Origin of the sequence: Hyphobacterium sp. (genome assembly GCF_965229905.1) — a bacterium.
Taxonomy (GTDB): domain Bacteria; phylum Pseudomonadota; class Alphaproteobacteria; order Caulobacterales; family Maricaulaceae; genus Hyphobacterium.
Window position 1 is genome coordinate 2,503,006 of the sequence record NZ_OZ245930.1, and the last position, 13,695, is coordinate 2,516,700.

11 protein-coding genes are annotated in these 13,695 nt (G+C 62.1%); all 11 read left to right on the plus strand.

Translation table 11 applies throughout. The features are described 5' to 3' along the window. Positions 1-42 precede the first annotated feature (42 nt). The 11 genes from ACO08C_RS12510 (at position 43) to ACO08C_RS12560 (ending at position 13,695) form a co-directional block, all read left to right on the plus strand. The gene (locus tag ACO08C_RS12510; protein WP_421786033.1) at positions 43-1,353 is read left to right on the plus strand and encodes a hypothetical protein; all 1,311 of its coding nucleotides are present in this window, start codon (positions 43-45) and stop codon (positions 1,351-1,353) included. A gap of 40 nt (positions 1,354-1,393) precedes the next feature. Then, entirely contained in the window at positions 1,394-2,047 is a 654-nt protein-coding gene (locus tag ACO08C_RS12515; protein ID WP_421786035.1) for a DUF938 domain-containing protein, read from the plus strand. Next, a complete protein-coding gene (locus ACO08C_RS12520; RefSeq protein WP_421786037.1) occupies positions 2,044-2,979 on the plus strand; it encodes a tetratricopeptide repeat protein in 936 nt (311 codons plus the stop codon). The genes ACO08C_RS12515 and ACO08C_RS12520 overlap by 4 nt, the downstream gene beginning before the upstream one ends. A gap of 23 nt (positions 2,980-3,002) precedes the next feature. Then, the gene (ccmE, locus tag ACO08C_RS12525; protein ID WP_421786039.1) at positions 3,003-3,419 is read left to right on the plus strand and encodes a cytochrome c maturation protein CcmE; all 417 of its coding nucleotides are present in this window, start codon (positions 3,003-3,005) and stop codon (positions 3,417-3,419) included. Beyond that, positions 3,416-5,338: a heme lyase CcmF/NrfE family subunit gene (locus tag ACO08C_RS12530; protein WP_421786040.1), complete on the plus strand. Its 1,923-nt coding sequence runs from the start codon at positions 3,416-3,418 to the stop codon at positions 5,336-5,338. The genes ccmE and ACO08C_RS12530 overlap by 4 nt, the downstream gene beginning before the upstream one ends. Next, positions 5,335-5,685 carry a cytochrome c-type biogenesis protein gene (locus tag ACO08C_RS12535; RefSeq protein WP_421786042.1) on the plus strand — a complete coding sequence of 117 codons (351 nt, stop codon included), beginning with the start codon at positions 5,335-5,337 and terminating at the stop codon, positions 5,683-5,685. The genes ACO08C_RS12530 and ACO08C_RS12535 overlap by 4 nt, the downstream gene beginning before the upstream one ends. A gap of 77 nt (positions 5,686-5,762) precedes the next feature. Further along, a complete protein-coding gene (locus ACO08C_RS12540; protein WP_421786044.1) occupies positions 5,763-6,986 on the plus strand; it encodes an alpha/beta fold hydrolase in 1,224 nt (407 codons plus the stop codon). Positions 6,987-7,137: 151 nt separating this feature from the next. Then, entirely contained in the window at positions 7,138-8,598 is a 1,461-nt protein-coding gene (locus tag ACO08C_RS12545) for a Do family serine endopeptidase (RefSeq protein WP_421786045.1), read from the plus strand. Positions 8,599-8,625: 27 nt separating this feature from the next. Next, positions 8,626-9,297 carry a winged helix-turn-helix domain-containing protein gene (locus ACO08C_RS12550; protein WP_421786046.1) on the plus strand — a complete coding sequence of 224 codons (672 nt, stop codon included), beginning with the start codon at positions 8,626-8,628 and terminating at the stop codon, positions 9,295-9,297. A gap of 18 nt (positions 9,298-9,315) precedes the next feature. Beyond that, positions 9,316-10,737, plus strand: coding sequence for an ATP-binding protein (locus tag ACO08C_RS12555; RefSeq protein ID WP_421786048.1), 1,422 nt, complete (start codon positions 9,316-9,318; stop codon positions 10,735-10,737). Positions 10,738-10,767: 30 nt separating this feature from the next. Beyond that, the gene (locus tag ACO08C_RS12560; protein ID WP_421786050.1) at positions 10,768-13,695 is read left to right on the plus strand and encodes a bifunctional [glutamine synthetase] adenylyltransferase/[glutamine synthetase]-adenylyl-L-tyrosine phosphorylase; all 2,928 of its coding nucleotides are present in this window, start codon (positions 10,768-10,770) and stop codon (positions 13,693-13,695) included.

Sequence of the window (13,695 nt, forward strand, 5' to 3'; positions counted from 1 at the left end):
CCTGTTTCCGTAATTATTCAGGCTGCACAGCAGGTTGTGGCCATGTCATCGCTCTCGGAAAAGCAGCTCGAAAGCCTGTCGATATTGTGGACGGCGATCTCGCCGGACATGCGCGGTCAATTGAGAAGAGCGGCCGGCTCGATCGGCAAGTTGGCGGATATTTTCGCGCAACTTGATGCAGAGACCGGCGTGCCGTCACATGACACGGTTTTATTCCGTATATTCTCGGACGTGACCGGCACTGCCGGGCAACCTCCTACCCATGCGCGATTCTCATCCGAACAATTACAGGCTATTAGCCAACTCTCGGCGCCGGACTCCGCGAACTCGCCGGATTCGTCGGACGTGGATGCCATGCAGGCCTGGCGGACAGGAATCGCGGCGTCCATTAAAGCGGCGGTCGAGCGCGCCCAAAGCGACAAATCGGTGCTGCGTCAGCTGAAGAACGACTTTGGCGACGACTATGAGGCGCTGCTCGCCGACGCGTGTACCTTGCTTGAGAATGACCGGATACTGTATGACGCGCTCAAGCCTTTCCCGGACGCAATCCAGGATTTGCCGGCCGATCTCGTTGTTGCAGCGCGCGACGCTCATGAACATGTCAGCAATGAAGCGCCGGACGCGAGTCTCTGGCTTTTGAAAATCTTGACCGCGCGGTTGGAGAAAACCGCCCAGATTTTCCGTGTGGTGGAGAAGATTGGCCGCCGCTCGGACGACGCGCTCGTCTCGAAAACGGACCTCGCGGATATCGGCGATCTCGTGCTCGCGAACGCCGCCTTCTATGCCGACCAGTTGGCCGACGCACCGCAATCGCTCCAGGAAGCGCGCGCGGCAGGGAATGCGGTCGCGGAATACGTGAAGATTTCTGTCGGCATGACCCGCGAATTCGGTATTCGCAAGGATGGGCATTGGGGCAAATCCCTGTTTCGCATTCGAGCGCGGGCGTCGTCTTGCCTCGAACACTTTTTCAGTCAATTCGAGAAATCTTTTCCGCGCGCTCTGCCCTATCCTGAAAAGGGCCGGCGGGGGGTGACGCGCGCCGGCCGCATTCCCGCTGCGGAAATTGTTCAGCAAGCGGAGGCCGGCCTCTGCTTGCTCGCTGCAACCGGACACTGGGCGACACAAGCGGCCATCGCCAGCGCGCAAAAACAGGCGGCCGATCTCGTCAGGAACGAGTTGGACAAATGTGCCAGCGGATTGCTGGAAGTCCTGCGCAATACGGACGACGAGGACAGTGACCAAGTCTTGGAGGCAATTGCTCTGGTCGTGCGCTATATGCGCGCTTTCGCGGACGACGAAAATGCCAGCCTGATCCAGCGGCGCAGTGCCGCAGTCCGGTCCAGCGCCGCCTGAACTGCTTGCAGAAAACCACTGCTATGCCTATCCCGCTGGCATGGACGGTCCGAAGGATAAGTCAACGATTGCCCTGGAAGCCCGGACAAGGGCGGCCGACAAGCTGTATTCGCCAAGCGCGGCACGGAATGCGGCACCAATCCGTGATGTCCTGGCGCCGCTTTTGGGCGACGGCGCGCGGGTGCTTGAAATCGGCAGTGGCACGGGAGAGCATGCCGAGGCGGTTTGCCTCGCCCGGCCGGATGTGACCTGGATTCCCAGTGATCCCGATGCCGCGTCCAGGGCTAGTTCGACCGCCCGTTCTCTCGAGATTCCGGGGATGGAGCCGGCGCTCGCCATCGATGTTTCAGTGCCGCAGTGGACCGAACATCTCGATTTTGTCGATGCCGTGGTTTGCAGCAATGTCATTCACATCGCGCCTTGGTCTGTTGCCGAAGGACTTGCCGCGGGCGCTGAAGCGCTGATCTCAGGAGATGGCTTGCTGTTTCTTTATGGCCCGTTCCTGTTTGGCGAGGCCAGCGCACCGTCAAATCTTGCGTTTGATGAAGATCTAAGGACGAGAAACCCGCAATGGGGTGTGCGCCCGCTTGACGCGGTGACGAAATTGATGGCGCGGCATAGGTTCGCGCTCCACGAGAAAATCGAAATGCCGGCAAATAATCTGTCCCTTGTCTTCCGACCGGAGCCGCAATGATAGCGCTCGCCGTTTTCGTTGCGATCGCGGGTTTTGCCCTGGCGACTTTTGTCGTCTGGCCGGCGGCTCGTGTAACGCCGCGCTGGCTGGCGCCCGCGCTGACGGCTGGCATCGTTTTGATCGCAGGGGTGGCCTACCTTGTGAACGGCCAGCCCGGCCAGCCCGGTTCTCCTTACGGTGAGGCTGCGCGGGAAAGACTTGCCGCCGATCCCTCTACGCTGAATGCGGAAGCCCGGGAAGAGCGCTGGCGTGATCTGATCCGCCAGGATGCGAGCAATGCCGAAGCCTGGGCCCAACTCGGCCGCGGGCTCGCCCGGCGAGAGCGGGAGCTGGAGGCGATCAACGCCTTTCAGCGCTCGCTTCGCCTCGAGCTCGATGCGCAAACGCTGTCGGATCTCGGGCAGACCTTCATCAATCTGAATGAGGGTGAGGTGACCAGCGAAGCGGTGGCGGCGTTTGAAGAGGCCCGGACGCTGGACCCGGATTTGCCGGAGCCCGGATTCTTCCTCGGCCTGGCGGCGTTTCAGGAAGGCCGGGTCGATGCAGCGGAAGCGATCTGGCTCGACCTGATCGCACGGCTCGATGAGCGAAGCCCTTATCGGATCCTGATTGCGCAACAGGCCTTTCAACTCCTCTCCCAACCGCAGGTCGATTCTGCGGCGGTCGCGTCGGCGGCCGAGGATGAAGCCTTTGACCCGGCCTTACGCATCGCGGAAATGGTGTCGCGGCTGGAAACGCGCGTCGAAGGCGGTGAGGCCGGTTTCGCCGACCGGCTCCGCCTGATCCGCGTTTACGGCCTTTTACAGCGCGAAGACGAGGCCCGCGCCGCATTGCTGGACGCCCGCCGCGCTTTCCTCGGCAATGAAGGCGCGATGGTGATACTCGACATACTGATGGCAGCGTTGGCGATTGAAGAGGACGACACGGAATGAGGGCGCGCACGCAAAGAGGAATCATGGTCGGCGTTGCGGCCATCGTTTTGACCGGCGCCGTGGCGTTGGCGCTGATCGCGCTTCGTGATGCTATCGTTTTGTTTTACAGCCCCAGCGAGGTTGCCGAATCCCAACCGGCGATCGGCGAACGCATCCGGATTGGCGGTCTGGTGGAAACCGGCAGCGTGGAACTGCCGGATGCAGGCGGGGCCCGTTTTGTCGTCACCGACGGCGCCGCCACGATCCGCGTGACATATTCAGGATCGCTTCCCGACCTGTTCCGCGAGGGACAGGGCGTTGTCGCTGAAGGTGCTTTTGTTGAAGCCGGCCTCTTTGAGGCGAGCACGGTGCTGGCCAAGCATGACGAGACTTACATGCCGCCCGAGGTCGCCGAGGCACTTCGCGACAGCGGCGTCTGGCAGGGTGAGACCGGCGAATGATCGCTGAACTCGGCCATTTTTTGATTGCGCTAGCCTTGGCCCTGTCGTTGTTGCAGGCCTTGGCGGGCTGGCATGCAGCGGCGAAGACCTCGCAGATCGCAGGTGCCATCGCGGCGCGGGCCTCCTACGGCGCTCTGGCCAGCGCGGTGATCGCGTTCGGGCTGCTGATCCTCCTGTTTCTGCAGTCGGATTTCTCGGTCGCTTACGTGGCGAACCATTCGCATGTCGACAAACCGTTGTTCTACAAGATTGCGGCGGCTTGGGGCGGGCATGAAGGCTCGATGCTGCTCTGGTGTGTGATGCTGATCGGCATTGGTGCCGCGCTCGCCCGGTTTGCGCTGGCAAAAGATATGCAGCTGCGGCTGCGTTCGGTATCGGTCCAGGCCGTCCTGCAAATCCTCTTTCTCGGATTTCTCGTTTTTGCATCAAACCCGTTCGAGCGGCTCGCAGACGTTCCGCTGCGAGGCGCAGAGCTCAATCCGATCCTGCAAGACCCGGCACTCGCTGTACATCCACCCACGCTTTACATCGGCTATGTCGGCCTGTCCGCAGCGTTCTCGCTTGCGGCCGCCGGCCTGATTGAGGGCCGCGGCGGGCGCGCCATTGCAGCGGCGCTGCGGCCTTGGTCTCTCGTCGCCTGGACGGCATTGACAGCCGGTATCGCTCTTGGGTCGTGGTGGGCCTATTACGAGCTGGGTTGGGGCGGCTGGTGGTTCTGGGATCCGGTTGAGAATGCGAGTTTCATGCCCTGGCTGATCGCCGCAGCCTTGATCCACTCCGCCATCGCCACCGAGCGCACGGGAAGTTACGCCGGCTGGACGGCATTCCTGGCGATCATGGCCTTTTCGATGTCGACCCTGGGCGCGTTTCTTGTCCGATCCGGCGTCCTGACGTCGGTGCATGCTTTTGCGCTCGATCCCGAGCGCGGGCTCTGGATTCTCGCCATCATGACCGTGCTCGCAGGCGGCGGGCTGACGCTGTTTGCATTGAGATCGCATCTGTTGGGCGAGGGCGACGGATTTGCGCTCTCCAGCCGCGAAGCCTTCATAGGGATCAACAATCTGCTGCTGACTGTCGTCACGGGCATTGTCCTGATCGGGACGGTCTATCCGCTGATCGCCGCCGCATTTGGAGCGACCGGCGTGTCGATTGGTGCAGCATATTATAATTTCGTGGCAACGAAATTCCTGGCGGCCCTGCTGATATTCCTGCCGCTGGCGCCCTTCCTGCCATGGCGGAAGGCCGGGCTGACGCGCAAGCTGGCGGTGCGGGCCAGCTTCTGGATTCTGCCCGGCATTCTGGGCGGTGCCTGGGCGATCTGGCTGGGCGGATCGCCGGTGGCGATCGCGGCAGCGGCTCTGGCGGGCTGGACGCTGGCGGGACTCGCTGCGGATGTCTGGCACCATCGCTCGCTGGTTTCCGCGGCAGCAAGGCTGGGTCTGACCGGCCGTGTGCTGGCGCATGCCGGTATCGCCGTCATTGCGCTAGGAGCGGTCGCGGATTCGACCGGTGACCCCGAAACCAGCGCGGCGCTTGCTCCGGGAGAAAGCATCGAAGTCGCGGGCTATACCCTGCGGCTGGACCGGGTGACACGCGCCGACGGGCCGAACTATTTGGCGGACGAAGCCCAAATCCATCTAGAGCCGGAAGGCGTCATGCGGCCGCAAAGGCGCTTCTATACAGCTGCGGAAACGACGACCCGCGAGGTGGCGCTGCACAGCCGGTTGTCCGGTGACCTCTACGTGTCTCTCGGCGAGCCGCGGACGCGTGAAACCGGCGAAATTGCGTATGAAATCCGCGTGTCCTTCAATCCCTTGGTATGGCTGCTCGGCCTCGGAGCGACGCTGATTGTCATCGGCGGCAGCCTTGCCGCCATTGCGCGATGGATGAGCCGGCGGCGCGGGGAGGTGCCGGCATGATGAAGGCTCTGCTTATCAGCCTGCTGGTGCAATCTGCGACGATGACCCCGCAGCAGGAACGTGTGGCCGCGGAGCTGATGCGCGAAATCCGCTGCGTGGTCTGCGATGGCCAATCGATCGCCGATTCCGATGCCGCTTTGGCCCAGGACATGCGCCTGTTCGTGCGCACGCAAATCGCGGCGGGTGCCGAACCGGATTCCGTCCGGATCGCACTGTCGCAACGCTATGGCGATGATGTTCTGATGCGGCCGCGCTTCACGGCCGCCACGGCGCCGCTCTATCTCGCACCGCTTATCCTGCTGCTGATCGGGGGCCTGCTGATCGGCATGGCTTCACGCAAACGCTGACACAAGCGTGAGCCCGGTTTGACTTGCGGTGGCGCGCTGATGCGACCACAAGCCTGCAAGGGACCGAGGAGATCACCATGCCACAATCGAAGAGAGTCGAGTTCAAGGGCGCACAAGGCGACACGCTGGCAGCGAAACTGGAACTACCGGGCGGTACGCCGCGCGCCTATGCGCTATTCGCCCACTGCTTTTCCTGTTCGAAGGACATTCACGCCGCATCGCGGATTGCGCGGCGGTTGGCGCGGCATGGAATCGCGGTGCTGCGGTTTGATTTCACGGGCCTCGGCCAGTCCGAGGGTGATTTCGCCAACACGAATTTTTCTTCGAATATCGACGATCTCGTCAAAGCGGCGGAGCACCTTTCGGAGGCTTATGAACCGCCGTCGCTCCTGATCGGCCACAGTCTGGGCGGTGCCGCGGTGGTCGCAGCTGCCAGCCGGATAAAGTCGACCAAGGCGGTGGTGACCATCGGAGCGCCGGCGGACGCCGATCATGTTGCGCTGCAGTTCGAGGACTCCGTGCCGGAAATCGAAGCCAATGGGGAGGCCACGGTTTCGCTGGCCGGCCGTCCGTTCAAGATCAAGAAGCAGTTTCTGGATGACATTAGCGGCCGATCGCTGGAGGACGCGGCGTCGCAGCTGAAATCTCCAATCCTGATCTGTCATGCGCCATTGGATAATACCGTCGGCATCGACAATGCGACACGCCTGTTCGTGGCAGCAAAACACCCCAAGAGTTTTATCAGCCTGGATGGTGCCGATCATTTGCTGACGCGCGAGACGGATTCATTGTTCGTCGCCGACATTGTTTCGGCGTGGGCGGCGCGTTATGCAGCGCCCGATCCCTTGCCGGCACCGCCAAAACCGGTCAAGGACGGCGTGGTCGTCCAGGAGACGCGGCTGGGCAAGTTTCAGAACTGGGTCGTCAATCAGGATATTGCAACGCTGGCCGACGAGCCGGCCAGCGTCGGCGGCGACGATTCCGGTATGACACCCTACGGCTATGTGGCGGCCGGGCTCGCAGCCTGCACATCGATGACGTTACGCATGTATGCCGATCACAAAAAGCTTTCTCTCGATAGGGTGACGGTTGCGGTTCGCCATAACAAGAACCATGTCGAGGATTGTGAAAGCTGTGAGGCCGGAAAGCCCGCCAAGATCGACGTGTTTGAAAAAGACATCCGGTTGGAAGGCGAACTGACGCCTGATGAACGTGAGCGATTGCTGGAGATTGCAGGCCGCTGCCCGGTCCACCGCACGCTGCACGAGGAAGTCAGGATCAATTCGCAGCTGGTCGACTAGTCCCGGCCAACTACCATTGGTAATGTTTTCGTAAGAATGTGGCCATCGTCTGGATATCCATCCCGCCCCACATTCCGTATCCAAGTGTGACACACCGCTAGAGGACAGAGTATCGATGATTTCAAGAGTACGCTGGGTTTCCGCTTCCATTATGGCTGCAACATCGCTGGTGATCGCCAGTCCGGCCGTGATTGCACAGGAAGAGGCCGCGCCGCGTTATGCGGGCGCCGTTCCCGCTGGCGTCCCCTGGTCGCTCGCGGACCTGATCGAAGATGTCAGCCCGTCCGTGGTTTCGATTAATGCCCGCATCGTGGCGCCGGTCCCCAATGGGAATGCCGGGCCGCAATTCGACGGGATGCCTCCGCAATTGCGTGAATGGTTCGAGCGTCAATTCCCGAACCAGCCGCAGCCCTTCGGCCCACCTCGCGAGGGCCGGTCGCTGGGATCCGGCTTCTTCATCTCGTCCGACGGTCACATCGTGACCAACAACCACGTCGTCGAGAATGCGCGCGAAGTCACCGTCACGCTGGCCAATGGCGAGGAACTTCCTGCCGAGATCATCGGGACCGATCCGCTGACCGATATCGCCTTGCTGCAAGTCGATGCCGATAACGCGGAATTCGAATTCGTGACGCTTGATCGCGATCCCAGCATCCGCGTCGGCGATTTCGTGATCGCAGTCGGTAATCCGTTCGGCCTCGGCGGCACCGCGACATTCGGCATGGTTTCGGCCACCGGCCGTGAATTGCCGACCAATGTCTACAATAACTTCCTGCAGATCGATGCGCCGATCAATCGCGGCAATTCGGGTGGGCCGACTTTCAGCCTTGATGGCGACGTGATCGGTGTGAACTCGCAGATCTTTTCGCCGTCGGGCGGGAATGTCGGCATCGGCTTTGCCATTCCGTCAGATGTGGCCGCCAACATTATCGACCAGCTGCTCGAGGATGGGCGGGTGACGCGCGGTTGGCTTGGCGTGCAGATCCAGAATGTGACCGACGATATTGCCGAAAGCCTCGGCCTCGAAGCGTCGCGGGGTGCAATCGTGTCGTCCATCGTCGCCGGCGGCCCGGCAGACCGCGCCGGCTTCCAGCGCCGCGACATTATCACGGCTGTTAATGGTGACGAGATTTCGACCTCGGCCGAACTGACCCGCCGTGTCGGCAATTTCGGTGCCGGCGACGAGGTCCGCTTCAGCGTGATCCGCGACGAGGACGAAATCGTGATCCGGGCGCGTCTCGGCGACCGGCCCGGCGAGGACGATCTCGATGATATGCGCAATGTGGATGAGCCGGAGACAGCAGAAGCAAGCTTCTTTGGCATGGATATCCGTCCGGCCAGCGAGGTCGCTGCAGATCGCCTGGGCCTGACAAGCGGTGGCGCTGCCGCCGGCCTAGTCGTGGTCGATCTCGAGCCCGGAAGCGAAGCCGCGCAAAAGGGCCTGCGTCCTGGTGACGTGATCCTCGAGGCCGGAGGCGAAACCATGGAATCGGTCGCGAGCTTTGTCGAAGCGATCGAGACCGCCCGGAGTGACGGCCGGAGCGCGATTTTGCTTCTCGTCCAGGGCGCAGCCGGACAGCGCTACGTCGCGCTTCAACTGGAACGCGCCTAGGCGCTGGAAAACGGAAAGGCGGAGGATATGCGTATTCTCATCATCGAAGACGATCGCGAAGCCGCGAACTACATCCGCAAGGGGCTCAAGGAATCGGGCCATGTGGTCGATCACGCCGCCGATGGCGAGGAAGGTCTCGAAATGGGTCGTACCGCGGAATACGACATTCTCGTCGTCGACCGCATGTTGCCGAAACTGGACGGCCTTTCCGTGATCGAAACGCTTCGGGATGAGGGCATATCCTCGCCGGTTCTGATTCTCTCCGCGCTGGGCGAAGTCGATCACCGCGTCGAAGGCCTGAAAGCCGGCGGCGATGACTATCTCGTCAAACCCTATGCCTTCGCCGAATTGCTGGCGCGGGTCGAAGCCCTGGCCCGCCGCCGCGATCCGGAAACCGTCCGGACGAAGCTGGTGGTCGGCGATCTCGAAATGGACCTGCTCGCCCGAAAAGTTTCGCGCGGCGGCGAGGAAATCCTGTTACAACCGCGCGAATTCCGCCTGCTGGAATTTCTGATGAAGCATTCCGGTCAGGTTGTGACCCGGACGATGCTGCTCGAAAAGGTGTGGGACTATCATTTCGATCCCCAAACCAATGTCATTGATGTGCACATCTCGCGCTTGCGCTCGAAGATCGACAAGCCGTTTGACGATGCGCTTCTGCACACCGTTCGCGGGGCGGGTTACCGGCTCCAGGCTTAAGCCGGAGCACGCGGAAGTATGACGCGGCGGCTGCCGTCCTTCGTCAGAACGACAGCTTTCCGCCTGACCTTGCTGTCGGCGGCGCTGTTCGCGCTGTCGAGCTTTTTGATCCTGGCCTTCGTTTATGCTGCGTCGGCCGGCGCGGCGCTGCGGCGGACGGACGCCGTTATCAATGACGAGCTGGCCGCCGTCGAGCGACGGTTCCAAGAGTCCGGCATCCAAGGCGTCAATCGTTACATCCTGCAACGCACGGTCGGCGGCAGCGATGTTCTCTATCTGCTCATCAACCCGAACGGCCGGCTGTTATCGGGCAATCTCAACGGCATGCCCGATGCGCCGATCCTTGATGAAGGCTGGCTTGATTTCGTCTACGGTCGTTCGCCGGTGGACGGCGAAGAATCGGAGCGGGACAGCCGCCGGGCGCGCGCCCGGGCGGTGCCCATAGGCGACGGATATACCGTCTTCATCGGCATTGATATCGAAGACGAAGACCGTCTGATTGGCCGCATGTTGCGTGCCATCCTGGCGGCGTCGGCCCTGGTTATCGCGCTCGGCATTATTTCGGGGGTCGTCGTAAGCCGCCGATTCTCGCGGCGCCTCGATGCGGTCAACATGGTGGCGCGCACGGTCATGCGCGGTGAATTGACCCGCCGCGCGCCGCGGAACGGTTCCGGCGACGAGCTTGACGAGCTGTCCGCGAATTTCAATTCAATGCTCGACCGGCTGGAAGAATTGATGCACCGCATGCGCAATGTCGGCGACTCCATCGCGCACGATTTGCGGTCTCCTCTGACCCGGATGCGCAATCGGATGGAGGATGCTTTGCGGGCTGATGGCGATCGCAAAAGCCGGCAGGCCGCGCTGGAGCAGGCACTCAACGATTCCGACGAATTACTGGGTGTTTTCAATGCGATATTGAGCATATCGCGAATTGAGGCCGGAGAGCGCCGCGACAGTTTCGAGACCTTCGATCCGGCACCGCTGGTTTCGGACATGGGTGAGCTCTACGAGCCGGTCTGCGAAGACTCCGGTCATGATTTTGGCGTTCAGGTGGACGACGGCCTTGTGATCCGTGGCGATCCCAACCTGGTGTCCCAAGCGATGGCCAACATGCTCGATAATGCGGCGAAGTATACGCCGGCCGGTGGCGCCATTCAGCTTCGGCTGCGGCAATGCCGTGACGGGCGGGTCGAAATCTCGGTCACCGATACCGGCCCGGGCATCCCCGAGGCTGACCGGTTGCGCGTGACGCAGAGATTCGTGCGGCTGGAGGAATCGCGAAATCAGCCCGGCTCCGGTCTGGGGCTGAGCCTCGTCAAGGCGATTGCAGATGTTCACAACGCCGAACTCATTCTCGATGATGGCGCGGGCAGCCATGACGGAGACGGTACCGGATTGCGGATCGCATTGGTTTTCCCTTTTGCCGACAAGACGGCTTGAATTCGGCCGCGAAGCGGTGACGCTTGGGCCATGGCCACGCTCTTTCAACGGCGCACGATCGATATCCCTTCCTTCGAAACCGGCCCCCGCGCCGGCAGCTATCCGGATGGGCTGGACGATGGCGATCGCGCGTTCCTTGATCGCGCATTCGCTGCGGCGCCCTATCTGGGCCGCCTGTCCAAATCGCGCGCGGATCTTTTGGAAGCGCTCGCGACAAAGCCGCTGGACGAAGTGCTCGACGCACAATGCACCGCGGCGATCAGGGCCGGTGGCGACGCGCCCGATGAAGCTTCTCTCGGACAGGTCTTACGTCGTCTGAAGGATGATGCGCATTTGACGCTGGCTCTGGCCGAACTGTCCGGCGCGCTCGATGTGATGCAGGCGGCTGCAGCGCTTTCCCGCTTTGCCGATTGCTGCGTCCGCGCGGCCCTGCATGGGCTGGTGCGCCTCGGCAGCGCCGAAGGGAAATTTGCCGATTGTCCCAGTCCGGACGATCCCATTTCCGGCTTGTTTGTTCTCGCGCTAGGGAAGCTGGGCGCCGGCGAATTGAATTTCTCGAGCGATATCGACCTTGTTGTGTTTTACGACCCAGATCGTCTGCAAGGCGCCGTGGCGGATGAGCCGGGCAAGCGCCTGCCGCGACTGATCAGATCGCTCTCGCGGCTGCTGAATGAAGTGACGTCCGACGGTTATGTGTTCCGGATCGATCTGCGCCTGCGGCCGGATCCGTCTGCCACGCCGCCCGCGCTCTCCGTATCGGCCGCGATGAATTACTATGAGTCATTGGGCCAGAACTGGGAGCGCGCGGCTTACATAAAAGCCCGATATTGTGCGGGCGATGGAAACGCCGCTGCGGATTTTCTGGCGGCGATGCGGCCCTTTGTGTGGCGGCGCACGCTGGATTACGCAGCGGTCGAGGATATCCATTCCCTGGCGCGGCAGATCCAGGCCGTCGGGGACCGCGCGCGTATCCGCGCTGCCGGACATGATCTGAAGCTCGGCCGTGGCGGGATCCGCGAGATCGAGTTTTACGCGCAGATTCCGCAGCTTGTGATGGGCGGCCGGATGCGCGAATTGCGGATCAGGTCACCTTTTCTTGCGCTATCGGAGCTGGCCAAGGGCGGCGTCATCGATCCCGATGCCGCGAGTCAGCTCGCGGCCGATTATGTGTTTCTGCGTCGGGTCGAACATCGCATTCAGATGTTGTCGGACGAGCAGACGCAGACGCTGCCCGAAGACGGCGCGCGCCGCCTCGCGGTCGCCCGGCTTGCGGGCTTTTCCGATGTGGCGGCATTGGATGGGGAGCTCGGCACAGTGTTGCAGCGCGTTCATAGCGCTTTCTCGCGGCAGTTTGCGACAGAAACCAGCCTGGCGGACGAATGCGGAAGTCTGGTGTTCACAGGTGTCGAACCGACACGCGAGACGCTGCAGACGCTCGAGTCGCTGGGATTCCAGTTTCCGGACGCTGCCTGGGCTCGAATGAATTCGTGGCTGGCCGGGAAGGCACGGGCCCTGCGTACAACGCGGGCGCGGCAAGTGCTGACGCGTATCGCGCCACAATTGCTGCGGGCGATGTCAGAGACCGGCGAACCGGATTCGGCCTTCACCCGGTTTGCGGCCTTCATCGAAGGCCTGCCGATGGGCGTGCAACCGCTCTCCATGCTTGAAAACGAGCCGGAGCTCGCGCGCGAACTCGTGACCATCATCGGTCTCGCACCGCAAATGGCGACTACGCTGGCACAACGTCCCGCGGTCATTGATGTGATGCTGGAAGCGCGTTTTTCCCGCCCGCTGATTGACGATCCGGATGATGATGTCGCCGAACGCATGCGGTTCCAGATGTCCGAAGCCGCCAATCCGGAAGATGCGATGAACCGCGGCCGTCGCCTTGTCCGCGAGGAGCGGTTCCGGATCGGATCCCAGCTTCTGGTGGGACGGGCCAACGCTGCAGCTGCCGGGGCGGCGTTTGCGCGTCTGGCGGACATCTCGATCTGCGCCATGGCCGATGTCGCGATGGATCAGCTCAATGAACGGTTCGGACCGGCACCGGGCCATTATGCGATACTCGGGCTAGGCAAGCTGGGCAGCCGCGAACTGGCGGCAGACTCCGACCTCGATTTGATGATCATTTACGATCCGGCTGAAGGCGCAGCAGACGAAGCACCGCGTTTCTTCACGCGCTTTGCCCAGCGATTTGTCAGCGCGCTGTCTTCCCCCACCGAAGAGGGGAGCATGTATGAAGCCGACATGCAGTTGCGCCCGTCCGGAAAGGCCGGTCCGGTCGCTGTGCGCCTGTCGAGTTTCGGGGATTATTATCGCGACAGTGCCTGGACCTGGGAAAGAATGGCCCTGACGCGTGCGCGGATCGTCGCGGGAGAGGGCGATCTTGGCGAGAAAATCAATGCGCATATCGCGACTGCGCTCGCGCAGCCCGCGACGGCGGAGCAGATTGTTGCCGACGTACTGGATATGCGCCGCCGGCTTGAGCGCGACCGTCCGGCCAAAGGCGGATGGGATCTGAAACGACGGCCCGGCGGCATTCTCGATATCGAGTTCATTGCGCAAGCGAGCCAGTTGCTGCTGGCGCAAACAGGCCGGTTCACCGCGCAGCTCAACACGGCCGACCAGCTTGAAGCTGCGCAAGCGGCCGGATTGTTGTCGCGAGAGGAGACCGAACTGCTGCAGGCGGCTGCGGCGCTGTGGCTGGGTCTCTCACAGATTATCCGCACCGCCCACGGTGCGGGGTTCGATCCTGGTTCGGCGTCGCAAGGGTTCGCGACGCGATTGTCGCAGCTTGCCGGCCAATCATCCCTGTCATCCCTTTCGCGGCAGATCGAGGACAAGGCCGGACGCGCCAGACGATTGTTTGAAACCTGTCTGGGTCATCTGCGCGAGGAGACGACGGAATTGACGCCGCGGTTCGTTGAATGGGGTGCAAGACCCAATTCTGGAGATTAG

Coding starts and splice junctions, on each gene's coding strand:
- ACO08C_RS12510 (WP_421786033.1), top strand. CDS start 43: ATGTCATCGCTCTCGGAAAAGCAGCTCGAAAGCCTGTCGATATTGTGG.
- ACO08C_RS12515 (WP_421786035.1), top strand. CDS start 1,394: ATGGACGGTCCGAAGGATAAGTCAACGATTGCCCTGGAAGCCCGGACA.
- ACO08C_RS12520 (WP_421786037.1), top strand. CDS start 2,044: ATGATAGCGCTCGCCGTTTTCGTTGCGATCGCGGGTTTTGCCCTGGCG.
- ccmE (WP_421786039.1), top strand. CDS start 3,003: ATGGTCGGCGTTGCGGCCATCGTTTTGACCGGCGCCGTGGCGTTGGCG.
- ACO08C_RS12530 (WP_421786040.1), top strand. CDS start 3,416: ATGATCGCTGAACTCGGCCATTTTTTGATTGCGCTAGCCTTGGCCCTG.
- ACO08C_RS12535 (WP_421786042.1), top strand. CDS start 5,335: ATGATGAAGGCTCTGCTTATCAGCCTGCTGGTGCAATCTGCGACGATG.
- ACO08C_RS12540 (WP_421786044.1), top strand. CDS start 5,763: ATGCCACAATCGAAGAGAGTCGAGTTCAAGGGCGCACAAGGCGACACG.
- ACO08C_RS12545 (WP_421786045.1), top strand. CDS start 7,138: ATGGCTGCAACATCGCTGGTGATCGCCAGTCCGGCCGTGATTGCACAG.
- ACO08C_RS12550 (WP_421786046.1), top strand. CDS start 8,626: ATGCGTATTCTCATCATCGAAGACGATCGCGAAGCCGCGAACTACATC.
- ACO08C_RS12555 (WP_421786048.1), top strand. CDS start 9,316: ATGACGCGGCGGCTGCCGTCCTTCGTCAGAACGACAGCTTTCCGCCTG.
- ACO08C_RS12560 (WP_421786050.1), top strand. CDS start 10,768: ATGGCCACGCTCTTTCAACGGCGCACGATCGATATCCCTTCCTTCGAA.